21 protein-coding genes and 1 tRNA gene are annotated in these 23,682 nt (G+C 65.4%); 7 read left to right on the top strand and 15 right to left on the bottom strand.

The features are described from left to right. Positions 1-11: 11 nt before the first annotated feature. Together METUNV2_RS0116030 and METUNV2_RS0116035 are read left to right on the top strand one after the other, a co-directional pair. Positions 12-1,082: a nitroreductase family protein gene (locus METUNV2_RS0116030; RefSeq protein WP_018230491.1), complete on the top strand. Its 1,071-nt coding sequence runs from the start codon at positions 12-14 to the stop codon at positions 1,080-1,082. A gap of 179 nt (positions 1,083-1,261) precedes the next feature. Then, complete coding sequence (locus METUNV2_RS0116035; protein WP_018230492.1) at positions 1,262-2,302, top strand: PEP-CTERM sorting domain-containing protein; 1,041 nt, start codon at positions 1,262-1,264, stop codon at positions 2,300-2,302. Between the two features lie 159 nt (positions 2,303-2,461). On the opposite strand, the gene METUNV2_RS0116040 is transcribed toward METUNV2_RS0116035, so the two are convergent. The 4 genes from METUNV2_RS0116040 to METUNV2_RS0116055 are packed head-to-tail and all read right to left on the bottom strand — an operon-like array spanning position 2,462 to position 6,969. Next, positions 2,462-3,664 (bottom strand): glycosyltransferase, encoded by a 1,203-nt coding sequence (locus METUNV2_RS0116040; RefSeq protein ID WP_018230493.1) that lies wholly within the window; start codon positions 3,662-3,664, stop codon positions 2,462-2,464. Then, complete coding sequence (locus METUNV2_RS0116045; protein WP_018230494.1) at positions 3,664-4,797, bottom strand: NAD-dependent epimerase/dehydratase family protein; 1,134 nt, start codon at positions 4,795-4,797, stop codon at positions 3,664-3,666. Before METUNV2_RS0116045 ends, METUNV2_RS0116040 begins: the two co-directional genes overlap by 1 nt. 19 nt (positions 4,798-4,816) lie before the next feature. After that, positions 4,817-6,217: a DUF1302 family protein gene (locus tag METUNV2_RS0116050; RefSeq protein ID WP_018230495.1), complete on the bottom strand. Its 1,401-nt coding sequence runs from the start codon at positions 6,215-6,217 to the stop codon at positions 4,817-4,819. Next, the gene (locus tag METUNV2_RS0116055) at positions 6,214-6,969 is read right to left on the bottom strand and encodes an ABC transporter ATP-binding protein (protein ID WP_018230496.1); all 756 of its coding nucleotides are present in this window, start codon (positions 6,967-6,969) and stop codon (positions 6,214-6,216) included. The genes METUNV2_RS0116050 and METUNV2_RS0116055 overlap by 4 nt, the downstream gene beginning before the upstream one ends. Positions 6,970-7,022: 53 nt before the next feature. Here METUNV2_RS0116055 and METUNV2_RS0116060 point away from each other — a divergent pair, with 53 nt between their 5' ends. Together METUNV2_RS0116060 and METUNV2_RS0116065 are read left to right on the top strand one after the other, a co-directional pair. Further along, positions 7,023-7,835, top strand: a complete 813-nt coding sequence (locus tag METUNV2_RS0116060) for an outer membrane lipoprotein-sorting protein (protein WP_026188224.1) — start codon at positions 7,023-7,025, stop codon at positions 7,833-7,835. Positions 7,836-7,892: 57 nt separating this feature from the next. Then, complete coding sequence (locus METUNV2_RS0116065) at positions 7,893-8,639, top strand: PEP-CTERM/exosortase system-associated acyltransferase (protein ID WP_018230498.1); 747 nt, start codon at positions 7,893-7,895, stop codon at positions 8,637-8,639. Positions 8,640-8,828: 189 nt separating this feature from the next. Here the strand turns inward: METUNV2_RS0116065 and METUNV2_RS0116070 are convergent. The 7 genes from METUNV2_RS0116070 to METUNV2_RS0116100 all read right to left on the bottom strand — a co-directional run bounded on the left by METUNV2_RS0116070 (position 8,829) and on the right by METUNV2_RS0116100 (position 15,683). Continuing rightward, positions 8,829-8,904 (bottom strand) — tRNA-Phe (locus METUNV2_RS0116070). An 88-nt stretch (positions 8,905-8,992) separates the two neighbouring features. After that, on the bottom strand, positions 8,993-9,298 hold the full coding sequence (locus tag METUNV2_RS0116075) for a hypothetical protein (RefSeq protein WP_018230499.1): 306 nt from the start codon (positions 9,296-9,298) through the stop codon (positions 8,993-8,995). An 8-nt stretch (positions 9,299-9,306) separates the two neighbouring features. Then, a complete protein-coding gene (locus METUNV2_RS0116080) occupies positions 9,307-10,791 on the bottom strand; it encodes a sensor histidine kinase (protein ID WP_018230500.1) in 1,485 nt (494 codons plus the stop codon). Beyond that, complete coding sequence (locus METUNV2_RS0116085; RefSeq protein ID WP_018230501.1) at positions 10,778-11,452, bottom strand: response regulator; 675 nt, start codon at positions 11,450-11,452, stop codon at positions 10,778-10,780. Before METUNV2_RS0116085 ends, METUNV2_RS0116080 begins: the two co-directional genes overlap by 14 nt. Before the next feature lie 421 nt (positions 11,453-11,873). Beyond that, positions 11,874-13,514, bottom strand: coding sequence for a chaperonin GroEL (groL, locus tag METUNV2_RS0116090; RefSeq protein WP_018230502.1), 1,641 nt, complete (start codon positions 13,512-13,514; stop codon positions 11,874-11,876). 39 nt (positions 13,515-13,553) lie between these two features. After that, positions 13,554-13,844 carry a co-chaperone GroES gene (gene groES, locus METUNV2_RS0116095; protein ID WP_018230503.1) on the bottom strand — a complete coding sequence of 97 codons (291 nt, stop codon included), beginning with the start codon at positions 13,842-13,844 and terminating at the stop codon, positions 13,554-13,556. A gap of 162 nt (positions 13,845-14,006) precedes the next feature. Continuing rightward, entirely contained in the window at positions 14,007-15,683 is a 1,677-nt protein-coding gene (locus tag METUNV2_RS0116100; protein ID WP_018230504.1) for a sensor domain-containing diguanylate cyclase, read from the bottom strand. A 122-nt stretch (positions 15,684-15,805) separates the two neighbouring features. On the opposite strand from METUNV2_RS0116100, the gene tal reads away from it, so the two are divergent. Together tal and METUNV2_RS0116110 are read left to right on the top strand one after the other, a co-directional pair. Next, positions 15,806-16,750, top strand: a complete 945-nt coding sequence (gene tal, locus METUNV2_RS0116105; protein ID WP_018230505.1) for a transaldolase — start codon at positions 15,806-15,808, stop codon at positions 16,748-16,750. Then, entirely contained in the window at positions 16,747-16,971 is a 225-nt protein-coding gene (locus tag METUNV2_RS0116110; RefSeq protein ID WP_018230506.1) for a DUF1289 domain-containing protein, read from the top strand. The genes tal and METUNV2_RS0116110 overlap by 4 nt, the downstream gene beginning before the upstream one ends. Before the next feature lie 18 nt (positions 16,972-16,989). On the opposite strand, the gene METUNV2_RS0116115 is transcribed toward METUNV2_RS0116110, so the two are convergent. After that, the gene (locus METUNV2_RS0116115; protein WP_018230507.1) at positions 16,990-17,916 is read right to left on the bottom strand and encodes a catechol 2,3-dioxygenase; all 927 of its coding nucleotides are present in this window, start codon (positions 17,914-17,916) and stop codon (positions 16,990-16,992) included. A gap of 214 nt (positions 17,917-18,130) precedes the next feature. On the opposite strand from METUNV2_RS0116115, the gene METUNV2_RS0116120 reads away from it, so the two are divergent. Further along, a complete protein-coding gene (locus METUNV2_RS0116120; RefSeq protein ID WP_018230508.1) occupies positions 18,131-19,864 on the top strand; it encodes a sigma-54-dependent Fis family transcriptional regulator in 1,734 nt (577 codons plus the stop codon). A 236-nt stretch (positions 19,865-20,100) separates the two neighbouring features. On the opposite strand, the gene METUNV2_RS0116125 is transcribed toward METUNV2_RS0116120, so the two are convergent. The 3 genes from METUNV2_RS0116125 to METUNV2_RS0116135 form a co-directional block, all read right to left on the bottom strand. Further along, positions 20,101-21,039 carry a VTT domain-containing protein gene (locus METUNV2_RS0116125; protein WP_018230509.1) on the bottom strand — a complete coding sequence of 313 codons (939 nt, stop codon included), beginning with the start codon at positions 21,037-21,039 and terminating at the stop codon, positions 20,101-20,103. 245 nt (positions 21,040-21,284) lie between these two features. Next, positions 21,285-22,391 (bottom strand): aromatic ring-hydroxylating dioxygenase subunit alpha, encoded by a 1,107-nt coding sequence (locus METUNV2_RS0116130; RefSeq protein ID WP_018230510.1) that lies wholly within the window; start codon positions 22,389-22,391, stop codon positions 21,285-21,287. 73 nt (positions 22,392-22,464) lie between these two features. Further along, complete coding sequence (locus METUNV2_RS0116135) at positions 22,465-23,427, bottom strand: PDR/VanB family oxidoreductase (protein ID WP_018230511.1); 963 nt, start codon at positions 23,425-23,427, stop codon at positions 22,465-22,467. Between the last annotated feature and the right edge of the window lie 255 nt (positions 23,428-23,682).

Genomic DNA, 23,682 nt, shown 5'->3' on the forward strand with positions numbered 1-23,682 from the left:
CGGAGCTCCCCATGCGCACGATAGAAAAGATTCTCGATCAGGCCCGCTGGGCTCCCAGCGGCGATAACACCCAGACCTGGCGATTCGAAATCCTGAGCGACGACCATGTGGTCATCCACGGTTTCGACACCCGAGACTGGTGCGTCTATGACCTGGACGGCCACGCCAGTCAGCTCGCGGTGGGCGCCCTGCTGGAAACGCTGTCCATCGCCGCCAGCGGCCACGGTCTGCGGGCCGACATCACTCGCCGTCCTGACACGCCGGACACCCATCTGCTGTTCGATGTGCGGCTGGAGCCCGATTCGTCAGTCCAGCCCAGCCCGCTCATCCCCTGCATTGAAACCCGCAGCGTGCAACGCCGCGCCATGGGCAGCCGCGCGCTGACGCTGGACGAGCGCAAGGCACTGGAAGCCGCCGTTGCGCCCTACCGCATTCTGTGGTTCGAAACGCTGGGCGAGCGGTCGCGCATCGCCAAGCTGAATTTCGACAGCGCGGAAATCCGGCTCACGATTCCAGAGGCCTTCCGTACCCATTCGACCATCATTGAATGGGGCGCCCGCTTCAGCGAGGACCGTATCCCGGAAGTCGCGGTCGGCGTAGATCCGATGACCGCCAGGCTGATGAAGTTCGTGATGCAGAGCTGGGGGCGCGTCGATTTCTTTAACAGGTGGCTGTTCGGCACACTGGCGCCCCGCATACAGCTCGATTACATCCCGGGCATCGCATGCTCGGCCCACGCCTTCATGGTGGCCCCGTCAGCGCCGGTTTCAATCGACGACCACATCGCGGCCGGGCGGGCGATGCAGCGACTGTGGCTCACGACAGAAAAGCTGGGCCTGCAGTCGCAGCCCGAAATGACCCCGCTCATCTTCAATCAGTACGCACGTGAAGGTAAGCACTTCACCGGAAAGGAATCCGCTCGTCACCGGGCCGCGGATCTAGCGGCCCGCCTGGGCACGCTGTTGTCACCGGAAAACGTCGATCGCACGGTCTGGGTGTGCCGACTCGGCCGCAAACGCCCCATACCTGGCCGCTCGATCCGACTGCCCCTGCCCCGATTGAATACATCACAGGATCGCTGAACAGGCTGTCGGTAAACCTTACAGAACCACAGGCGCTGCACACCGAATCACCGGACACAGAACTTCGTTGAAAAAAACATCATTCATTTTCAACGAGATAAAAGAATAGTCTAAAACTGGCCCGTCGATTGCTTATAGCCAACCGTGGTTCTCCCAAGCCAACCAACGGAGTAATTCAAATGATCAAGTTCAAGCAAATCGCCGTTGCCGCAGCGCTGGCCAGCGCCTTCGCCGCAGCGCACGCAGCGCCGATCAGCGTGTTCACCCCCAACGGTCAAGTGAGCGGCATCGCTGCTTTCGACTGGGCCCCGTCGCCGGTGCTCGCCCAAGGCGGTAACGCAGCGTTCGTCAAGCTCGCGAACGGCACCAATGACGGCGTCGCCGGCATCACCAACACCACCGCAGGCTTCCCGCTGACCGGCAACGCCTTCACGGTGTACTCGCAAGGTCGTCTGAACCTGTTCCAGAACGGTACCGGCGCTGCAACCGCTGGCCTCTGGACTGGCGCTGGCTCGACCGCTGGCAAGTACGAAATCACTTTCGAACTGGCCTACACCGAAATCGTTGGCGTCGCGAACACCTTCCCGACCAACCAGGCTTTCTTCGATTTCGCTGCCACCCAGACCATCAACTACTTCCGCGTCTATGTCCAGGATCTGGATGACGCCGGTGCAGTCGCTTCGAACTACGCCTCGGGCAACGGTTTCAACGACGGCAAGCTGGTGTTCGAAGGTAAGGTCGCTCCCGCCGCCTCCCAGGCTGGCGTGTTCTCCGACTTCAAGGTTGGCGCTGGCGTGACCCCGCTGGGCAGCGATGGCGATGCCTCGAACGGCACCTCGTCCCTGTCGTCGGTGAATAGCGTGAATGGCAGCGGCAGCACCCCGATCATCGACCTGCTGTCGGTCATCCCGACCACCTATGATCTGAGCTTCTGGAACGGCGTCCTGACCGAGTTTCTGATCTCGAACATCAACCAGAACCTGCCCTTCACCTCGGTGGATCCGTCGGAGAAGTTCCACGGCTCGATCACCCCGAACGTCGGCACCACCAACGGTGGCACGAGCTTCCAGCCGGGCGTTGGCCTGGTTGCTTCGGGTCCGGACATTCTGTTCCAGACCGACCCGAACGGCCCGCTGCAAGCCGTGCCGGAACCCGGCACCCTGGCGCTGGCTGGCCTGGCACTCGGCGGTCTCGCCCTGGCCCGTCGCCGCAAGGCCTGATAGGCAAGCAGTCGCATGATCAAAAACGGGAGCTTCGGCTCCCGTTTTTGTTTTGCTGCTCCGGTTGTGCTGTTCTGCAAGAAACGCCAGCTTCGGAAAACACAAGCCGCCTCGACGCGCACACCGTGTCGCCCCGATCGGTGACCGGGCATCCCCACCTTACAGCGTAGCAACCTCTCTGCGTATGCCTTCGCCGGCATCGTGCCGGAGGAAATCCGCCTGTACGGCACGCGCCGCATCGCGGAAAGCCGCGCCGGACGGACCGGTCATGCGGCGAATGGCGGCGCTCAGATCGCCATAGCCAGCGGTGCCCGCACGCAGAGCAATGCCTGCCCCCGCATCGACCACTCGCGCCATGGTCAGAAACTGGTCCATGTTCGAACAGACGCCGATTACCGGCCGCCCCTGTGAAAGCGTCTGATACACGGTCGCGCTGCCGCCATTGCAGATAACGAAATCCGCGCGCGCAGCCGCTTCGAGTCCAGGCAGGTAATCGGCGACGAAACAGTGCGGCCCCGGCGACGCAACATCTGAGCGCCCGGCCGTAGCGGTCATCGCATTGACACCGCAGTCTTCGAGCGCACGGAACAGTTCGGGCAGCAGATCCACCCGCCCGGTCGAGCCCAGCGTGACATAGGCGAGCGGGCCGTCCGGCAACGCAGTCCACCATGCGGGCAGCGCCATCGCCGGCGACCACACGATAGGGCCGATATAGCGGTGATGAGACGGGCAATCCGGTCGCACCGGCACCAGTGAGGGCGTGTCGGCATACAGCGTGCGATCGCCATCGGTATAGGCGTAACGGACATCCGGAAAAGTGCTCAGTCCGAACTTGCGGCGAAGCGCATTCAACGGACCGGCATGCAGCCGGAACGCAATCGGCTGGCCCAGCCGGAACAGCGGTTCTGCCAGCTTGGGCCCAAGCACCCGGGTCAGCGTGATGTCAGGCAGCGGAAAGCGGTCGTGCAGTGCCCACGGACTCCAGTGAGCATTGCACAGCGCGAAGTACGGAATGCCGACCAGGCGGGCGGAAACGCTCAGCGACAGCCTGAAATCGCCGATCACTGCATCCGGGCGCAACCTGCGCAGCAGCGCCACGTCTTCGTCGATATAGCGTTCGAGCTCGGCCCGGGTATAGAGCGGGGCACCCGCCGCCAGCCGTTCGAGAAAAATGGCAGCAGGAATGCTTTCAAGCGATTCGCGCGCCAGCCCGGTACCGCGGAAGCAGAGATCGAAAACCGGCGCAGAAGCCACCGTCACGTCATGCTCACCCGCCAGCGCATTCGCCAACACCACCGGACGCGCAACATGGGCCAGCGATACCGCTTCCGCCACCAGCAGGACGCGGCGGCGCGCCGTCATCACGCGCCCTTTGCGCGACCGAACAGACCGAAGCGGCTCAATTCCGCCACCGTCTGCTGATAGCGGTCTTCCGAGGGCTGACCGCTGGCCCAGGCAGCGAACTCGGCCATGCCCTGATCCAGCGAACAGGCCGGCGCATAACCCAGCTCGGCACGGGATCGAGCCAGATCGGCGACGCAGCCGAAAATGTCTCCCACCCGGAATTCACCCCGGTCTTCCATCGTGACCGGCTTGCCGACCGCCCGCGCCAGCGCGTTCGCGATGTCGCCTATCGTGCTGGCCACGCCGGCCCCGACATTGAAGGTGGAGCCGGCGGGCACGTCGGCCACCAGGGCGCGCATATTGGCCGCGACGACGTCGGACACATGCACGAAGTCACGCACCGGCAGGCCGCCTTCATAGACCGAGATCGGCTGACCGGCGCAGATGCGCGAGTAGAAAATGGAGACGACGCCGGTATAGGGATTTTTCAGCGACTGGCGAGAACCGAACACGTTGAAGTAGCGCAGGATGACCGCCGGCACGCCGAAGGTTTCCGCCGCGTAACGGACGAAATCCTCCTGGTGCTTCTTGGTGATCGCGTACACCGAAAAGGGCTCGGATCGCTTGTGCTCGGGTGTGGCCACCGCATCAAGATCGCCTTCACACACCGGGCAGGGCATCGTGAAACGGCCGGACTCGAGCCGCTCGCGGGTGCGTGGCGCAGGGAACTGTTCGCCGTGCGTCGGGCAGACATAGGACCCTTCGCCATAGATGGCGCGCGAGGACGACAGCACTAGGCGCTTCAGCGCATGGCCACCCTTCACGATGCCTTCGATCAGCGTGGTGGTGCCGATGGCATTGACCCGGGCGTAGTGAGTCATGTCGTACATGCTCTGACCGACGCCGGTCAGCGCAGCAAAGTGATACACCGCATCCACGCCGTCGAGCGCACGCGCCACGTCATCCGGATTGCACACGTCGCCGACCTGAAGCTCGACCTCTGGGGCGAGGTAGGCCGGGCGCTGGCGCGCCTCGCCGTGGATCTGCGGATCGAGAATGTCCAGCGCGCGCACGCTGTGGCCGGCGGCCAGCAGCGCATCGGCGGTATGCGAGCCGATGAAGCCGGCTCCGCCTGTGATCAGCACCTTCATGTCAGGCCTCCGGTGAAGGTCAGAAGGAGTAGCGCAGTTCGCCGTAGTAGCGGTCGGAATTCCCGAAGCGGCCGAAATAGCCATTCGGATTGCCGCCGAACAGATCGGCGCCAAACTGGGCGCGCCAGTTCGACTGCACCCGCCAGATGAGCTTGGGGCGGAACATGTAGTCGTTGCGCACCAGCGACTGCACCCACAGCATTTCGCCTTCAAGGCGCTCGTCGAACTTGTGGTTGTACAGCAGCGCCATGCCATTCTCGCGCTTCGACGCCAGCAGGTCGGCGTTGCGGTCGATGTGGTAGCGCTCGAAATACTGGATGTTGAAGCGCGATTCGTTCTGGAACGGGAAGTCGAGGCCGATTGCATAGTCGACCATGTCCTGCCGGACCAGACCATCAGGCAGCGCGGACGACACCGGCAACCGGCGATCACGCGTCAGCACGCCTTCGGCACGCAGCAGGAAGCTGCCGAAATCCTTGGTCAGCGTAGCGCCGTACTGGTGTATCCAGTCATGCTCCGGCGTATAGATGACCGTGGTCGGCGACGCGAAGCGGCGAGCGAAGGTGGGATTCACGTCCAGGCTGCGGTAGTAGAAGGCCGACAGGTCCCAGCCCTTCACAAGGGTACCGACCCGCAGGCCGTAGTTCGAGTTGCTCAGCTTCGAATCCGGCCGCTGCTGCGCTTCGTAGCGGGCATTGACACCGGGGATCGCCGGCTGGGTCGGATAGAAATCACCGCCGAAGCGACCGATGTTGTCCACGCTCACGTACGGCACCCAGATCAGCTCGGCGCGCCAGTCGTTGCGGAAGTACTCGGCGCGGGCCGCCCACTGCGGAATGCGCTGCTGATCGAATTCCTGGGTGAAGAACTCGCGCATGTCCCGGGCCGATACGACGTCGGCGAAGAACAGGCCGACCATTTCGCCCCACACGATGTGCTGGCGACCCAGCCGCAGTTCGACATCGCCGACCGGCATGTCGACATACACCTCGCGCCAGGCGAATTCGCTGCGGCGGTCATCGCGCACCGCAGCCGGGTAGAAATCGTTCTCCCAGCCGTAGGCGAGGTCGTAATCGATGCGGCCGACCGCCTTCCACTTGATGCCCTGGCCGAAACTGCCGCTGCGGCCCAGTTCGTTGCGCCAGCGCGCCTTCGACCAGTGGCTGTCACCGGACACCGTGCGCGCCAGTTCGAACTGGCTGAAACCGCGCCAGCCGGACATACCTTCGCCACTGCTCGCCGCGCCATCGGCCGCCTTGCCGTCCGCCTGTTTCGCCTTGCCATCGGTTTCGGCCGGCGGGTCCGCGAACAGGTCGTCGAGCGAATCGGCAGCCTGCGCCGGCGACAGTGCGCAGGCTGCAGCAAAGGTCAGCGCGGCCAGAGGCACACGGCGGAAGGACGGAAAGGAACGACGCATCATGAAGCGGCTGCCTGAAGTGAAGCGGTTTTCGGTGGTTTGACGTAAGCCCATTCGCCCGGCGCTTTCTGCACGCCCAGCGCAGTCAGCTCGCCGTCCTCGATGCGCACCAGGCGATCCGCCATCGACATCACCCGCTTGTCGTGCGTCGAGAAGATGAAGGTGGTCTTCATCGTGCGGTTGATCTCGCGCATCAGTTCGAGAATGGCATCGCCGGTCTTGCGATCTAGGTTGGCGGTCGGTTCATCGGCCAGCACGATGGCAGGCTGAACCGCAAGCGCGCGGGCGATGGCCACCCGCTGACGCTGACCGCCGGAGAGCTGATTCGGCCGGTGAGTCATCTTCTGCCCGAGACCGACGATTTCGAGAAAGTAGCGTACGCGACGGTCACGCTCTTCCTTGCCGATTTCCGGCAGCTGAAGCAGCGGGTATTCGACGTTCTCGTAGGCCGACAGCACCGGCAGCAGATTGAAGGTCTGGAAGATGAAACCGATGGTGCGAGCACGCAGGCTGGCCAGTTCGTCTGGCGTCTGACCGGACACGTCCTGACCGTTGATCAGTATCTGACCAGAGGTTGGCGTATCGATGCAGCCGATGAGATTGAGCAGCGTTGATTTTCCGCTGCCGGACGGCCCCGCAATGGCGATGAACACGCCGTCCTCAATATCCAGCGTGATATTCTTCAACGCATTGACCTGCTGGCCGCCAAGCATGTAGCTGCGGCTCACATTCCGGATCTGGACGACGTTGTTCATCTGGAAGCCCGGTTCAGAAAACGGGTCATGCGCCCGGTGCTGGAGACAAGAACATGAATCATCCGAACACCCCTTGCGCACCGCAGGCAACGACTGCGCCCGGATGCGCACGACGCGCCCGCCATGCCCTGCTGCGTATCCTCGCGGCGACCGCGGCCTGTACTGCACCGTTGTGGGTTGCGTCGCAGGCGTACGCCCAAGATGCCGCAAGTATACTGGAAAAGGCCGACACCATCCGGTTCCCGCGTGAGCCCTTCCAGGTGGAAGTCAGCGTCACCTCGACCACCGCGAGCGGCGAGGAATTCCGCAAGTACCGCATCCTGTCCAAGGGCAACGAAAACACCATCGTGCAGACCACCGAGCCGGCATCCGAGCGCGGCCAGATCCTGCTGATGAAGGCGCGCGACCTCTGGGTGTTCCTGCCCACCGTATCGCAGCCGGTCCGCCTGTCGCTGGCACAGCGACTGACCGGTCAGGTGGCCAACGGCGATCTGGCGCGCGCCAATTTCTCCGGTGACTACACACCCAAGCTGCTGCGCACCGAGAAGGTGGATGGTCAGGACCACCACGTACTCGAACTGAGTGCGGTCGACCGCGGCGTGACCTATGCCCGTGTGCTGTTGTGGGTGCGTGCCGCCAACAATGCGCCGCACAAGGCCGAGTTCTATTCACTGTCCGACAAGCTGCTGAAAACCTGCGTCTATGACGAATACAAGACACTGGGTGGCAAGCTGCGACCGACCCGGCTGACCATGCAGGACGCACTGAAGGCGGGCGAGCAGTCGGTACTCGAGTACGGCGCCATGCAGATCCGCGAAATTCCGGACAAGGTGTTCGACAAGGAATACCTGAAGAAACTACAGTAAGAAGAACAGTTCAGCGCACGCGGGATACACACCCGCGGCTCACCCGGTCAGATCATCATGTTTCTGCTCGAAGTCGGAAGCCTCAAGGAAAACTTCGCCAAGTATTTCGCGGTGGAAGCCGCCGTGGACGAAGCGATGAGGCATGAGGTGTACCGCGTCCGGCACCAGGTGTATTGCGAGGAACTGGGCTACGAGGAAGTCAATCCGGATCACGAGGAAACCGATCAGTACGATGCGCAGTCGCTGCTGATCGCGCTGCGCGCGCAGGGCAGCGGTCGCATCGTCGGCTGCGTGCGACTGGTACAGGTCGATCCGGCAGATCCGGCCGCCGAGCTGCCCTTCGAGCATCTGTGCAGCGACGCGATAGACCGTACCACCATCGACCCCGCCCGCATCGATCGCCGGCACATGGTCGAAATTTCGCGACTCGCAGTGCTGTCGGATTACCGCAAGCGGAAGGGCGACAGCGGCGGCCCGATCGCGATTTCAGACGAAGATCTGGGCACCCGCGACCAGCCTCGCTTCCCCTACATCCCGGTCGGCCTCTATCTGGGCCTGCTCGCCGCCGCGGAACTGCACGGCGTTGAACATCTGTTTACGCTGACAGAAGCAAGACTGGCGCGCCACCTGACCGCGCTCGGATTCCGCATCCACCTGATCGGCCAGGCGGTGGAACACCGCGGCAAGCGCGTACCCTCGGTCATCTACCGCAGGGAACTGATGGAGCACCTTCCGCCCTTCATGCGGCCTCTGTACGACCAGCTGCTTGAAGAGATGTCGGCACGTTACGCGTTGCCGGCCTGAGCCGCACGAGTCATCCAAATCGCACCGGACAAAGGTCCGCGGCAGCGCTGAGTCACTGACCCCGCAGACGGCCACTGCCGCCCTTCCCCTGCCGTTTCCCTTCATTCCATCCGCATCGATCCCGGCGCTGCACCCATCCGGACGCGTAAACGAAAACGGCCCGCCATGAAGGCGGGCCGTCCGGAAATCTGGTGGCCTGGGGCGGAATCGAACCACCGACACGCGGATTTTCAATCCGCTGCTCTACCAACTGAGCTACCAGGCCAGGTGAGTCGAAGATAATAGTCGTTGATCGGAAGTCTGTCAAAGGGTTTCCGATCATCCGCACCCTTCAAGTACGCCTGATCACCCGGCTAGACGGCCGCCATCTGCGCGAACAGTACCACCTTGGCGATGATGAGCAGCAGCTCGAACAGCAGCAGGAAGACGAACGCGAACACCGGCATCCAGCGATCCGGCACGAAGCGCGGCAGCACCCGGCGACAGAGCCGGAACAGCGGCCGGCCGACACGGCTGAAGGCGCCATAGATCAGATTGTCTTCGCGACGCGTGCCGGCCAGCAGCCATAGCGCCCCTTGACCCAGCAGAGTCAGCAGCAGCAGTTCGTTCAGCCCTTTCAGCAGAACGACCAAGCGCAGCGCAATCTCGACTCCGTCCATACCCGTGCTCAGGCCTCGCGCGGTGCAACTGCCGCCCCCTCGATCACCCGCGGAAAGGACACGCGGACGATGAGGCCGGTGTAGCCCTGCTCACTCGCCGGATGGGCGCCGAGCAGCTCCACCTCGGCGCGGTGCAGTTCGGCGATTTCGCGCACGATGGGCAGACCCAGCCCCGACCCTTCGACCTGGGTACCCAGCACCCGGTAGAAGCGCTCGAACACCCGCTCCCGGTCTTCTGCAGGAATGCCCGGACCCGAGTCCTCGACTTCGACGATGGCGCGTATGTCGGCTTTCAGCCTCACGGTCACCATGCCAGCGCGCGGCGTGTACTTGATCGCGTTGTCGATCAGGTTCTTGAACATTTCGCCCAGCAGAACAGGATTGGCGTCGACATGCAGCGGCACGTGCGCGCGCTCGAAGCCGATGTCGATATGACGCCGGCGCGCCGCCGGCACCCAGTCAGCAACCTGGCTTTCGAGCAGCCCGTTCAGTTCCACCCGCTCTACCGCATGCACTTTTTCCGAACTGGCTTCGGCTCGCGCCAGTGCCAGCAGCTGGTTGATCAGGTGGGCGGCATTGGTGGAACTGAGCAGTATCTTTTCCATGCAGGCACGGATCTGTGCCGGATCCTGCTCCAGCAGCGCCAGTTCGGCCTGGCTTCTGAGTCCGGTCAGCGGTGTGCGCATCTGGTGCGCGGCGTCGGCGATGAAGCGCTGCTGCGCGGCGAGATTCAGTTCCAGGCGCAGCATCATGTCATTGAGCGCGTGAATCAGCGGCCTGAGCTCTTCCGGCACCCTGCGCACATCGATCGGCGACAGGTCGGTCGGCCGCCGGGTCTCGATCACCGCCTGCAGCCGCTTCAGCGGCCACAGACCGCGACCCAGTCCGAAATACACCAGCACCACCGCGATCGGGATGATGACGAACTGCGGCAACAGCACGCCGGACAGGATGCGTGAGGTGAGCGCCTCGCGCTTGTTCAGCGTTTCCGCGACCTGCACCGTCACATAGGAGCCGGGAATGGTGGTGACCGGCTGGAACATGTAGGCGATGCGCACGTCCTCGTTGTTGATGCGCCCGCCGCGGTAGTACAGCTCGCCCGGCTTCCACTTCGGATCATCCGGCACATCCGGTACTTCGCTGTCACCGGCCAGCAGTTCGCCGGCGCCGCCCAGCACCTGGTAGTAGATGATGTCCTCGCCGTCGATGTGGAACAGGTCGCGCATCTGCGGCGGCTTGACGAAGATGGCGCCGACCGGCGTGAAGCGCACCTGCCGGCTCAGTTCGTACACGCTGTCACCGAGCACCTTGTCATAGGGCGCATGGGCGATGTCGTCAGCCACGTTGTGGATGATGGCGATGCTGATCGGCCACACGAACATCAGTGGCGCGAGCATCCAGTCGAGGATTTCGCCGAACAGCGAGTTGTATTCGCCGGTCTTCTCGCCAGTGGACTTGTTACGGCGCAGCTTCAGCTTGTCACGCGACGGCATCCGGTCTTTCCAGGCAGTAGCCCAAACCGCGCAGGGTCACGATGCGCAGGCCGCTGTGCTCGATCTTCTTGCGCAGGCGGTGCACATAGACCTCGATCGCGTTATTGCTCACTTCCTCACCCCAACCGCACAGGTGATCGACCAGCTGTTCCTTGTTTACAAGACGGCCGGCACGCAGCAGCAGCACTTCGAGCAGCGCGGTCTCGCGCGCCGACAGTTCGATCGGCTGGCCATTGACGCTGGCCACGTGGTCGGTCTGGTCATAGGCCAGCGCCCCGACCTCGATGCGGGTGGGCATGCCGGTACCGCGCCGGGTGAGCGCACGCACCCGCGCCTCCAGCTCGGGCAGCGCGAAGGGCTTGCACATGTAGTCGTCAGCGCCGGCATCCAGCCCGCGCACGCGGTCATCGATGCCGTCCTGCGCGGTCAGTATCAGCACCGGCGTCGTGCATTTGCGCGCGCGCATGCGCTTGATCACCTCGATGCCCGACAGCTTGGGCAGGCCGATGTCTATGATGGCCAGATCGAAGGACTGGCCGTGCAGCGCAGCGTCGGCTTCACCGCCGCTGGCCACGCTGTCGACCGCGTAACCGGCGCGTCGCAGCGCCCTGACCACGGCATCGGAAATGACCGGGTCGTCCTCGGCAAGCAGAATATGCATCGCAATCCGGCCTTGCGGCCGCCTCCTCCATGAACGTCTGCTGCGTTCGTCCGGGCGCTGCGACCGTCAGCCGCATAACCCCACTGCGCGTCAGTGTAAGGGAGATGTAAGCGCTCAAGAATAGTCTGCGCAGCGCTGTTCTTCTTTTGGTCCGCGGGGGCACACCGGTCACACGGAACGCCCCGGGGAGCACCCTTCCCCTGCACGGGGTGCTCCCCACCAATTTTTCTGGCGCGCGCCGCCCTCCCCTTTCCCCTGTACGGTTTCACCCGCCGCGTCCGCCCCGCCCCGGCCGACCTTTGCTGCGCGCCCATCCACGCCGCATGAATCGGGTGCGTAGACGAAAAAAGGCCCGCACCTGAGTGCGGGCCTTTCGTGGTCAGCTGACCGGGCTCCGGCCGCCGCAGCGGCCGGAAGGACATTACATGTCCATGCCCATGCCGCCCATGCCACCCGGCATGCCGCCGCCCATGGCCGGCTTGTCGTCGGCCAGTTCAGCGACCAGCGCGTCGGTGGTCAGGATCAGACCGGCCACCGAAGCGGCGTTCTGCAGCGCGGAACGGGTCACCTTGGCCGGATCCAGCACGCCCAGTTCGACCAGGTCGCCGTAGGTGCCGTTGCCGGCGTTGTAGCCGAAGTTGCCCTTGCCTTCCAGCACCTTGGCCACCACGACCGACGGCTCGTCACCGGCGTTCGCGACGATCTGGCGCAGCGGCTCTTCGATCGCGCGCAGCACGATCTTGATGCCGGCGTCCTGATCCGGGTTTTCACCCTTCAGTTCGCTGATGGTGGCGCGAGCGCGCAGCAGCGCAACGCCGCCGCCCGGAACGATGCCTTCTTCCACCGCAGCGCGGGTGGCGTGCAGCGCATCTTCCACGCGGGCCTTCTTTTCCTTCATTTCGACTTCGGTCGCGGCACCGACCTTGATCAGCGCAACACCGCCGGCCAGCTTGGCCTTGCGTTCCTGCAGCTTTTCACGGTCGTAGTCCGAGGTGGCGGCGTCGATCTGGGTGTTGATGTTGGCAACGCGAGCCTGGATGGCATCTTCCGAGCCGGCGCCGTCGATGATGGTCGTTTCTTCCTTGCCCACTTCGATGCGCTTGGCCTGGCCGAGATCCTGCAGCGTGGCCTTTTCCAGCGACAGGCCGACTTCTTCGGCCACCACGGTACCGCCGGTCAGGATGGCGATGTCTTCCAGCATGGCCTTGCGGCGATCGCCGAAGCCCGGCGCCTTGACCGCAACGGTCTTCAGGATGCCGCGGATGTTGTTCACCACCAGGGTGGCCAGCGCTTCGCCTTCGATGTCTTCGGCGATGATCAGCAGCGGACGACCGGCCTTGGCGACCTGTTCCAGCACCGGCAGCAGATCACGGATGTTGCTGATCTTCTTGTCGTGCAGCAGCACGAACGGGGCTTCCAGAACGGCGATCTGGCGGTCCGGGTTGTTGATGAAGTAGGGCGACAGGTAGCCACGGTCGAACTGCATGCCTTCGACCACTTCCAGTTCGTTGTTCAGCGACTTGCCGTCTTCGACGGTGATGACGCCTTCCTTGCCCACCTTGTCCATCGCTTCGGCGATGATGTTGCCGATGTCGCTGTCGGAGTTGGCCGAGATCGAGCCGACCTGGGCGATTTCCTTGCTGGTGGTGGTCGGCTTCGAAATCTTCTTGATCTCTTCGACGATGGCGGAAACCGCCTTGTCGATGCCGCGCTTCAGGTCGGTCGGGTTGAAACCGGCCGCGACGTACTTGAAGCCTTCGCGCACGATGGCCTGGGCCAGCACGGTCGCGGTGGTGGTGCCGTCACCGGCGTTGTCCGAGGTCTTGGAAGCGACTTCCTTGACCAGCTGGGCGCCCATGTTCTCGAACTTGTCCTTCAGTTCGATTTCCTTGGCAACCGACACGCCGTCCTTGGTCACGGTCGGGGCGCCGAACGAGCGCTCCAGCACCACGTTGCGGCCCTTCGGGCCCAGGGTGACCTTGACCGCGTTGGCCAGCACATTGACGCCATTGACGATCTTGGCGCGTGCGTCGTCAGAAAACAGGACTTGCTTTGCAGGCATTTAATCTCTCCGATGTAGGGGTTGCAGCGACGGGGAGGCTCAGGCCTCGACCACGGCCACGATGTCTTCTTCGCGCAGAACCAGCAGTTCTTCGCCGTCGATCTTCACGGTCTGGCCGGCGTACTTGCCGAACAGCACGCGGTCACCGGCCTTGACTGCCGGCGGACGGACCTTGCCGTCTTCCAGGATCTTGCCCGTGCCCACGGCGATGATTTCGCCTTGATCCGGCTTCTCGGTAGCGGAATCGGGAATCACGATGCCCGAGGCGGTCTTGCGCTCTTCTTCCAGACGTTTGACCAGCACGCGGTCGTGCAACGGACGGATTTTCATGCAATGACTCCTTGAGGATTGAAGACGCGAACCCAGTCGCGACGTTTGACGATATTCGGGGCGATGCGACACAGCGCGTCGCCGTGTTAGCACTCACTGCCAACGAGTGCTAATAGTAGTGGCGCCCAGTTCCGATTTCAAGGGTGGATCTGCAAGGAAATTTCAGGCCGCCTTCGGAGCGACCAGCCGGTTCCGGCCGGCCGACTTGGCCTGATAGAGCAGCGCATCGGCCGCCCGCACCGCGACATCCTCGTCCTGATGCGCGGGGTCAGCCATGGCCAGGCCGATGCTCAGCGTGACCATGCCGACCGCCTCGGTCGGCGAGTTCTCGACTGCCGTGCGCACCTTCTCGCCCACCGCGGCCGCATCGGTCAGTGGCGTTGCAGGCAGCAGGATGAGGAATTCCTCGCCACCGAAACGAGCGACGAAATCGGTTTCGCGCAGCGCGCCGCGCAGCACCGCCGACACATGGCGCAGCACCGCGTCGCCGGCCGCATGGCCGTGGCCGTCGTTGATGCGCTTGAAGTAGTCGATGTCCAGCACCAGCACCGCATAGGCGCTGCGCATCCGCTTCATGCGGACGAATTCCCCGCGCAGCCGCTCGTTGGCCGCCAGCCGGTTGGGCAGGCCGGTCAGCGCGTCCCGCCTGGCCTGATCACGCAGTTCATCATTCAGGCGCGCCAGTTCGGCGGTCCGTTCCGCCACCCGGGCTTCCAGATCACGGTTGCTGGCTTCCAGTGCCTCGCGCCGGTGGATCAGCGTAGCGGCCATGCTGCGCAGCGCAGCCCCCAGATGGACCACTTCGCGCGTGCTGCCCGGTATCGCGAGGTCGGCAGACTCGTCACCCTTTTCGATGCGCCGGGCCTGCAGCGCCAGGTATTCCAGCGGCTGGCTCAGGCGGCCGGCAGCCCACCAGGCCAGCAGGCACAGCGTGCCACCGGCCAGCAGCGAAAACAGCAGCACCGCGCGCCGCAGTTCGGCCACGTCGGCGGTCAGCGTATCCAGCGGCTGGCGCACCACCACCTGCCAGCCCAGAGGTGCCTCCGGAACGACTTCGCGCACCGGCGCCAGCGCGGTGACGTAGTCAGTCTGGCTGCCCCAGCGATCGATCACGAAACGCCGGGCCTGCAGGCGCTCGGCCAGCGGCAGCGTCAGCGCATCGCGCTCCGGGTGGATCACCCGACCCTGTCGGTTCACGATGAGGAATTCCAGCCCCAGCTTTTCGGCCTCACGCGGTTTGAGCACCTGCAGCACCTCGCCCGCCCAGCGCCAGTGAGCATGCGCGCCGAGCACGCCGCGCAGGCGGCCGGAATCGTCGTACACCGGCACCGAAAAATCGATGAAGCGGATGGGCGCACCATCCGGCTCGGGCTTGAGCAGCCGGCTCAGCAGCAGCGCGTCATGCACGTCACCCAGATGCGGGCCCTTGCGTCCGCCGGTGTACCAGGGCCGTTGCGACACGTCGGCCCCCATCAGCAGGCCGGCGGTGGAGGCGCGCACGACGCCGTCCACATCGGACAGTCCTATCCAGGAATAGGCGGGGTAGGATTTCTGCAGCCGCTCAAGGCTGGGCTGGAATTCGACGCTGTCCAGCGGCGCCTGCCGGAACAGCGGTGTGCGCGACAGCAGCTCCACCTCGCGTCGGCGCTCGTTCAGGTTTTCGGCGATCACCGCAGCCACCGCGACCGCCTGTTCGTGCAGCGCTTCGCCGCGGTCGTCCAGCAGACGCTGGGCGTACACGTGATTGATGTACAGATAGGCCGGCAGGCCGATGAGCAGGCCCAGCCCGCCGCACAGCAGCACCAGGCGGGTTCGGAAGCTCTCCGGCATCAGCTTCATGGCGCTCCAGGGTCTGCAACAAGGATGGCGCACGATACGCGAAACCGGCAATGCCCGCCAAACCTGCCCCCGGGGGTGGCACACTGCCAGCCCCGCCGCATGATCTTGTTACGGACTTCCGCATGACCACGCATCTCGACTCGCTGAAACAGCACTCCACCGTGGTCGCCGACACCGGCGACATCGAATCCATTGCGCGGCTGAAGCCGCAGGACGCGACCACCAATCCGTCGCTGCTGCTGAAGTCGGCGCAGGACGCTCGCTACCGGCCGCTGCTCGATGGTGCGCTGGCGCAGGCGAAGGCGGCCGGCGAAGATCTGTCCGGCGCGATCGACCGGCTGTTCGTCGCCTTTGGCTGCGAAATCCTGAAACACGTACCCGGCCGGGTGTCGACCGAAGTCGATCCGCGCCTGAGCTTCGACACCGAAGCCAGCATCGCCAAGGCACGCCACCTGATCGCGCTGTACGAAGCAGCCGGCATTTCGCGCAGCCGCGTACTGATCAAGCTGGCCACCACCTGGGAAGGTGTGCGTGCAGCGGAGAAGCTGGAGCGCGACGGCATCCACTGCAATCTCACGCTGCTGTTCGGCATGGCCCAGGCCATCGCCTGTGCCGACGCCGGCGTCACACTGATTTCGCCCTTCGTCGGGCGCATCTACGACTGGTACTGCGCGCAGCAGAAGGTGGCCGACATTCCGCTGGAACAGGACCCGGGGGTCGCTTCGGTCACCCGCATATATAACTACTACAAGCAGCACGGCTATCACACCGAAGTGATGGGCGCGAGCTTCCGCAAGGTGGGTCAGGTCGAGGCGCTCGCCGGCTGCGACCTGCTCACCATCGCCCCCGATCTGCTGGACCAGATGGCTGCCCTGCCCGGCGAACTGGAGCGCCAGCTCGACCCGACCCGCACCACGCCGGCCGAACGCGTCACGCTGGACGAGCGGGCCTACCGCTGGCTGCACAACGAGGACGCGATGGCGGTCGAAAAGCTGTCGGACGGCATACGCCGCTTCGACGTCGATGCGCGCAAGCTCGATGCCTTCGTTGCCGGCCTGATGCGATGAGCGAACCGTCACCGGCCGACGAGCCGGACACACCCTGCGTCGCCATCTGCAGCACGCTGTTCGACGAGGTGTGCCGCGGCTGCGGCCGCACCGTCATGGAAGTGGCGAACTGGGTATTCATGACGCCGGACGAGAAGCGCGCCGTGTGGACGCGCATACGCGCCGAAGGATACCCGCGGCGTGACATCCACGGCCTGACCGACCGGCCGGAGCGCCAATAGGCGCTCCGTACCGGCGCCTCAGGTGTGCACGTTCAGGAAGGCTTCGTTCAGTTTGCGGTCGTGATAGAAGATCGCCCGCCCGAGGTCTTCCACCTTCCACGTGATCACCGGCTTGTCCGGGTAATGGATGTAGCCGCCGGCGAACACCTCGTTGCGGTTGCCTGACGGATCAAAAAAGTAAATGGTGGCGCCGCGCGTGATGCCGTGCCGGGTCGGGCCGATGTCCAGCGACACGTCCTTGCGCGAAATGATGTCCGCCGCGCGCAGCACGTCATTCCAGGTATCCAGGATGAAGGAGCAGTGGTGGAAGCGCCCCTTCTCCGGATTGCGGATGAAGGCGATGTCGTGCGGCTTGGTCGAACAGGTGAGAAAAGCACCGACCAGCACGTCACCGGCCATCACCTGTTCCGCCATCTTGAAGCCGAGCACTTCGGTGAACAGCTTCACCGTGCCATCGACGTCATCGCCGTACAGCAGGCAGTGGTCGAAACGGGTCGGCTGCATGCCGATCAGACCGTCCGGCCACGGGTCCGGATTCACGTCCGGCAGTCCGTTGCCCACCTTGTCCTTGGTCGCGAACAGTTCGATCGCGTGCCCGGTCGGCACCGTGAAGCGGAAGCGCCGGCCGGTGTGCATATGCTCGCCCGCCGCCACCCACTGCAGGTCGCTCGCCAGGCGGCTGCCTTCAATCTCCGCCGCCAGACGGTCCAGCGTCGCTTCGCTGTCCACGCGGAAGCCCATGTAGTCCATGCCCGGCGCCTCCGCCGCACGCAGCACCACGCTGTGGTGGTCGTGTTCGTCCCAGGCCTTGAAATACACCCGACCCTGGGCATCCCGCCCGGTCTCGATCAGGCCCAGCACCTGCCCGTAATGCTTTACCGCGGCATCCAGGTCGGTCACGCGTAGCGCGACATGACCCGGGCGCAGCACGCCCGTCATCGGCATTTCTCCATCCTCCATCTGTTGTCATGGCCCGGCTCGTGTCCGGGCAGCAAGGCTTTGCAATCGCCGTACCAGCCAGAAGCTGCATGGCAAGCCCCTGTTTATTCGAAGATTCAATAAAAATCTCGACATTTTTCACCAGTGATTTCATGATTTGGCGAAACCGCACCCACCGCCACCTGCGGCATTTCCGGCATACCGACGACTGGATTCCGCCATGCCCCGTCCTTCCCACGGCCCGCTGACCGCCATCACCGACGCCATCGACGACCGCACGCTGGCGAAGAACGTGCACTTCGCGCCGGACAGCGGCCACATCCTGCTGTTCGACCAGCGCATGCTGCTGATGCACGGCTTTTCGGTGGCCGCGCTGAGGCACGAACTGGTGGAGCGGCTCGGGCTGGACCGCACGCGCGAACTGTTCACCCGCATGGGCTACCAGCAGGGCGTGGCCGACGCGCGCTGCCTGCGCGAAGCCGAAGGCGGCGACACCGACGACACGCTCAAGCGCACGCTGGCGCTGGGCCCGCGGCTGCGCGAAATCGAAGGATTCGTGCGCAACCAGGCGGTCGAACGCATGCAGTTCAGCACCGACAGCGGCGAGTTCTGGGGCGACTACTACTGGCAGGCCTCGTGGGAGGCAGAAGCCCATCTGAAGCATTTCGGCGTCAGCGGCTCGCCGGCCTGCTGGATGATGACCGGCTATGCCAACGGCTTCACCACCACGCTGATGGGGCGCCCCATCCTGTGGCGTGAACTGGAATGCGTGGCCATGGGCCACGCCCGCTGCCGGGTGATCGGCCGGCCGCTGGAAGAATGCGAAGACAGCGCGGACGACCTCGCCTTCCTGCAGATCGAGGACTTCGTATCGGCGCCGCGCGGCCGCAGTTCGGCCGGCGCCGCTGCGGCGCCCGCAGCTCCGGCCGGCCTGCCAGACCTGGTCGGTGCCTCCGCCGGCTTCAATTCGGTCGCCCATCTGCTGCGCCGGGTAGCCCCGACCGACGCCACCGTGCTGTTCACCGGCGAAAGCGGTGTCGGCAAGGAGCGCTTTTCGAAAACCCTGCACGCCATCGGCCCGCGCGCGAACGGGCCCTTCATCGGCGTGAATTGCGCCGCCATCCCGGCCGAGCTGGTCGAAGCGGAGCTGTTCGGCGTCGAGCGCGGCGCCTTCACCGGCGCGCATGCGTCACGGCCGGGCAAGTTCGAGCGCGCGCACGGCGGCACGCTTTTCCTCGACGAAATCAGCAGCCTGCCGATGCCGGCCCAGGGCAAGCTGCTGCGGGTGCTGCAGGAGGGCGAGGTCGAGCGGGTCGGCGACACCCGGGTGCGGCCGGTGGATGTACGCATCGTCGCCGCCGCCAACCGCGACCTGCGCGCCGAAGTCGCGGCCGGCCGCTTCCGCGAGGATCTGTTCTTCCGGCTCAATGTGTTCCCGATCGAGATTCCGCCGCTGCGCGAGCGGCGCGAGGACATCGCGCTGATGGTGAACGTGTTCGTCGAGCGCTACGCGAAGCGCTTCGGCAAGCGCATCGCCGGCCTCACCCAGCGCGCCGCCGAAGCGCTGTGGGCCTACGACTGGCCGGGCAATGTGCGTGAGCTGGAGAACATCGTCGAGCGCGCGGTCATCCTGGCCGACGACGGCGGCAACCTCGACGTGCAGCATCTGTTTTCCGGCGGCGAACGGCTCACCCAGCCGATGTTCAACCTGTCGGCCGGTGGCCGGCTCACCCGCGAAGCCACCGAGCCCGCGCCGGGCGAACGCCCGCAGGACGGCCTCGACCGCCTGATCGCCTCGCTGGTCGATGCCGGCCTCGGATTCGAAGAACTGGAACAGCGCCTGCTCGACCACGCAATGACCCGCACCGGCGGCAACCTGTCTGCCGCCGCCCGGCTGCTGGGGCTGAGGCGGGGGCAGTTCGAATACCGCACGAAGAAGCGCACCGGCAGCTGAGCGCCGTTTTTTGGCGCAGGGCCTCGTTCAGGTCGCTGTCTTCCGGGCACTGCGATTGCGGCCTGGATTCAGACGACCGCGCCGGACACCCGCCGCATCGCGGCGAGGGCGCCGCTCCCACCCGAATCTGCGCTGGCTGTCGCCCGTGTCGTGGGAGCGGCGCCTCGCCGCGATGCGGCCTCGGATCAGGCATCGCCCCTGTTCCAGAGCGCCCGGCACCGGGGCGCGGAACAGCATCAGGACAAGCGGGCCTCCAGACCTTCGACCCTGTAGCCCGCGGCACGCCAGCCGTCGATACCGCCACGCAGCGGGCGCGCGTGCTTCAGGCCGGCGGCGTGCAGTTTCAGCGCGGCGCGCACTGCCGACACATCGTTCGGGCAGGCGCAGTACACGATGAGCGGCAGGTCGCGCGGCAGCCGGTGCAGCTGGCTGGCGATCTGTTCAAGTTCGATGTGCAGCGCACCCGGTATGCGCACCGGCTCGGCTTCGGTGATCAGGCCGGAGCGCACATCGACCACGGTGACCGCGTCACCGCGGTCCAGCATGGCCAGCAGGTCTTCCGGCGCCACCCGCTCCGACTGCAGCTGGCGCAGCGCGCGCCGGCGGTCCAGCCAGCGCCAGCCGATGTAGAGCGCGAGCAGCACGGCGACCAGTGCCGCGGCATAGATCCCCATTTCGGCCAGCGCGTCGAGCACCGCGTCGATCTGGGCCGCGAAAAGCAGACCCAGCAACAGCGCCGCGCCGGCCCACAGCACCGCGCCGGCGGTGTTGAACAGCATGAAGGCGGAGGGCTTCATGCCGAGCGCACCGGCCAGCGGCGGCGCCAGCGTGGACAGCCCAGGCACGAACTTGGCGATCACCAGCGTGGCGATGCCGTAGCGGGTGAAGGTGGATTCGCTCTGCCGCACGCAGGTGTCCGGCGACAGCGAAATGCGGCACAGCAGCCGCAGCACGCGGTGACCGTGCAGGCGGCCGGCGACATACCAGGCGGCGTCGCCCAGCGCCGAGGCGGCCACCGCAACCGCGAGCGCCAGCACGCCGTACAGCGGATCGTCCGCCACCCGGGCGCCCGCCAGCATGACCAGCGGCACCGCCGGGATCGGCAGGCCCAGCTGTTCCGCCAGCACCACCGCAAAAAGAAGCCACAGCCCGTACTGGGCCAGCAATTCGGTCACCCTGATCTCCGGAATCGATGCGGCCGTCACGATGACACGGATTCGTGACGGCCGGAAAGTCGTTCCGGACAGATGAGGGCGGCGGGCGGGATTTCCAACGGAGCGACGCGGGCGCACGGAGCTGACCGCTGCCGTCGGCCCGCTCACCGCCGCATCACGGGCAGGGGGCGTTCCAGTGCCCGCCGGCGCAGGCATGTATCCCGGGCTCCCGCCCCTGCACGCGAGGACGATTCAGACGAACCACGTCAGCCGACCGCGCGCAGACCGCTGCTGCGTTCGGCGTCGATCAGCTTCTTCAGCAGCCGGCGCACCCGCACCGCGGCGATGTCGTTGCTCATCAGCACCGGGCTCAGCGAGAAGAAATCGGTGGTGCCCATTTCGTCCTGCGTGGCCTGGATGACCGGACCGTCCTCGTTCTCGAAGGCGGCGTGCATGGCGCGTATCTTCATCGCGTTGTACTCGGCGTTCTCGACATCGTGATTGCGCCGGGTGGCGAAGTAGTAATGGGTGGTCGTCGCCGACTCCGGCGTGCAGGTATGCAGGTCGTACTGCCCGGTGCAGTGGTCCAGCGTCAGCGGGCCGTCATCCTGTACCGCCGCCACCGTGAGCTGGATGTTGGCCGGCGGCGTCCAGGTGATGTCGAAGAAGTGGCGGGCCGGCGCAGCCGGGTCCGGCAGGAAGTTCGCGAAGATGAGCATGGCCGGCTGCTGGCTCCACTCCCAGCGGGCGTTCACGCTGGCGGCGCCCTCCTGCACCGCCGGCACCAGCGGCGACAGCTGGCCGCGGGTGCTGATGATTTCGCTGTGCACATGGTCGATGTGGCTCAGATCCATCACGTTGTCGATGATGAGCTCGTAGTTCACGTCCATGCGCATGTAGGTGTGCGCCAGCGCGTTCGGATGGCCGTCGTCCAGCGGGCCGAAGTCCGGCAGCTTCCCCGGGTCGGCCAGCGCGGCGTCGCCCATCCAGATCCACACGAAGCCGTACTTCTCCAGCAGCGGAAAGCTGCGCACCTTGGCCGCCTTCGGAATCAGGCCGTTGCCGTGCGGGTTGTGCGTACAGGCGCCGCTGCAGTCGAAGCGCAGCGCGTGGTAGGCGCACACCACGTCGTCGCCGATGCGCTTGCCCAGGTGCAGCGGCGCGAAGCGGTGCGGGCAGCGGTCGTGCAGCGCCACCGGCGTGCCGTCGGCCTTGCGGTAGATGAGCACCGAGGTGTCGAGAATGCGGCGGTGGAACAGGCCCTCCGCCGGCACCTCGCCCGCAAGCGCCGCGACATACCAGCAGTCGGTCAGGAACTCGACCTTCCTTTCGACCTTCTTTTCGACCGTCTTTTCCAGCACATGGGTATTCATTCTTCTGTCTCCTCCGTCTTGTCGTGATGCGCCCGGCGGACACCGGGCACCTGGGTGCGTCCGCTGGCTCCGATCAGAGATCGAGCACCAGCAGCGCGGATTTCGAGCGCGAACAGCAGGGCGTGAAACAGCCGCCTGCACCGTGTTCGGCCTCGGTGAAAAAGCAGTCGCGGTGGTCCGGCTCGCCGTCGAGCACGCGCACCGCACAGCTGCCGCAGATGCCCTGTTCGCAGGACAGCGCCACGTCGACGCCATGGGCGGCCAGCGCCGCCGCCACGGTCTGGCCGGCGGCGACCTCCACCGTGCCGCCGCTGCGTGCGAGCCGCACGCTGAAGGCCTCGTCGCCGCTGCGCGCCGAGGCGCCCCCGGAAAAGGATTCGGAATGGATGTTCGCGTCGGCCCAGCCGGCAGCGCGCGCACTGTCGATCACGTGCGCCATGAAGCCGGATGGCCCGCACACGTAGAGGTGGGTATCCGGCGACGGCGTGGCGAGCACCGCGGCGGTGTCCAGCTTCTGCCGCGGGTCGCCGTCATCGAAGTGCAGGCGCACCCGGTCGGCCCAGGGCGCGTCGCGCAGACGGTCGATGAAAGCGGTGCGCGCCGGCGTGCGGCTGCAGTAATGCAGCGTGAAATCGGCCCGGCCGTGTGCCAGCTGCTGCGCCATCGCCAGCATGGGCGTGATACCGATGCCGCCGGCGAACAGCAGCGTGCGGCGCGCCGGCTGCAGCGCGAACAGGTTGCGCGGTGCGCCGATGCGCAGCTGCATGCCGGCGCGTACGTCCTCGTGCGCGCTGCGCGAGCCGCCGCGACCGCCAGCCTCCTTCAGCACGCCCAGTTCGTAGCGCGTGACCTGCGCCGGGTCGCCGAGCAGCGAGTACTGACGCACCGCGCCGTTCGGCAGCTCGAGGTCGATGTGGGCGCCGGCGTTCCAGGCCGGCAGCGGCGTGCCAGCAGGCGACTCCAGCACGATATGAACGATGTCGTCGGCGACCCGCACATGGCGGGTCACGACGACCGGCAGGTCGGGGGCGCTCATCGTGCAACGCCTTGCGCCATGGCCTGCACGTTCTGCGTGCTGGCCCGGTTGCAGCAGTGATTCATGTGTCCTCCGGATGTTCTTGTGATGCGCGAACTCGGATCGCGCTGCATCCGGTTTTGCAATCACCGTGCCATCCGCCACCCGAAGGACAAGCATCTGATCGGAAAGCGTTTTCCGCACCCGCAGCCGGCGGATGTCGCTCTGCGCACAAGGGTTTCGGCATTTGACGCGACGGCGCTTTCTTCAAATGCG

The sequence above is a fragment of the Methyloversatilis universalis EHg5 genome (genome assembly GCF_000378945.1).
In the GTDB taxonomy this organism is placed as follows: domain Bacteria; phylum Pseudomonadota; class Gammaproteobacteria; order Burkholderiales; family Rhodocyclaceae; genus Methyloversatilis; species Methyloversatilis universalis_A.

Bases quoted from the DNA above. Each gene is read 5' to 3' on its own strand.
- METUNV2_RS0116030 (WP_018230491.1), top strand. From the start codon at position 12: ATGCGCACGATAGAAAAGATTCTCGATCAGGCCCGCTGGGCTCCCAGC.
- METUNV2_RS0116035 (WP_018230492.1), top strand. From the start codon at position 1,262: ATGATCAAGTTCAAGCAAATCGCCGTTGCCGCAGCGCTGGCCAGCGCC.
- METUNV2_RS0116040 (WP_018230493.1), bottom strand. From the start codon at position 3,664: ATGACGGCGCGCCGCCGCGTCCTGCTGGTGGCGGAAGCGGTATCGCTG.
- METUNV2_RS0116045 (WP_018230494.1), bottom strand. From the start codon at position 4,797: ATGAAGGTGCTGATCACAGGCGGAGCCGGCTTCATCGGCTCGCATACC.
- METUNV2_RS0116050 (WP_018230495.1), bottom strand. From the start codon at position 6,217: ATGATGCGTCGTTCCTTTCCGTCCTTCCGCCGTGTGCCTCTGGCCGCG.
- METUNV2_RS0116055 (WP_018230496.1), bottom strand. From the start codon at position 6,969: ATGAACAACGTCGTCCAGATCCGGAATGTGAGCCGCAGCTACATGCTT.
- METUNV2_RS0116060 (WP_026188224.1), top strand. From the start codon at position 7,023: ATGAATCATCCGAACACCCCTTGCGCACCGCAGGCAACGACTGCGCCC.
- METUNV2_RS0116065 (WP_018230498.1), top strand. From the start codon at position 7,893: ATGTTTCTGCTCGAAGTCGGAAGCCTCAAGGAAAACTTCGCCAAGTAT.
- METUNV2_RS0116075 (WP_018230499.1), bottom strand. From the start codon at position 9,298: ATGGACGGAGTCGAGATTGCGCTGCGCTTGGTCGTTCTGCTGAAAGGG.
- METUNV2_RS0116080 (WP_018230500.1), bottom strand. From the start codon at position 10,791: ATGCCGTCGCGTGACAAGCTGAAGCTGCGCCGTAACAAGTCCACTGGC.
- METUNV2_RS0116085 (WP_018230501.1), bottom strand. From the start codon at position 11,452: ATGCATATTCTGCTTGCCGAGGACGACCCGGTCATTTCCGATGCCGTG.
- groL (WP_018230502.1), bottom strand. From the start codon at position 13,514: ATGCCTGCAAAGCAAGTCCTGTTTTCTGACGACGCACGCGCCAAGATC.
- groES (WP_018230503.1), bottom strand. From the start codon at position 13,844: ATGAAAATCCGTCCGTTGCACGACCGCGTGCTGGTCAAACGTCTGGAA.
- METUNV2_RS0116100 (WP_018230504.1), bottom strand. From the start codon at position 15,683: ATGAAGCTGATGCCGGAGAGCTTCCGAACCCGCCTGGTGCTGCTGTGC.
- tal (WP_018230505.1), top strand. From the start codon at position 15,806: ATGACCACGCATCTCGACTCGCTGAAACAGCACTCCACCGTGGTCGCC.
- METUNV2_RS0116110 (WP_018230506.1), top strand. From the start codon at position 16,747: ATGAGCGAACCGTCACCGGCCGACGAGCCGGACACACCCTGCGTCGCC.
- METUNV2_RS0116115 (WP_018230507.1), bottom strand. From the start codon at position 17,916: ATGCCGATGACGGGCGTGCTGCGCCCGGGTCATGTCGCGCTACGCGTG.
- METUNV2_RS0116120 (WP_018230508.1), top strand. From the start codon at position 18,131: ATGCCCCGTCCTTCCCACGGCCCGCTGACCGCCATCACCGACGCCATC.
- METUNV2_RS0116130 (WP_018230510.1), bottom strand. From the start codon at position 22,391: ATGAATACCCATGTGCTGGAAAAGACGGTCGAAAAGAAGGTCGAAAGG.
- METUNV2_RS0116135 (WP_018230511.1), bottom strand. From the start codon at position 23,427: ATGAGCGCCCCCGACCTGCCGGTCGTCGTGACCCGCCATGTGCGGGTC.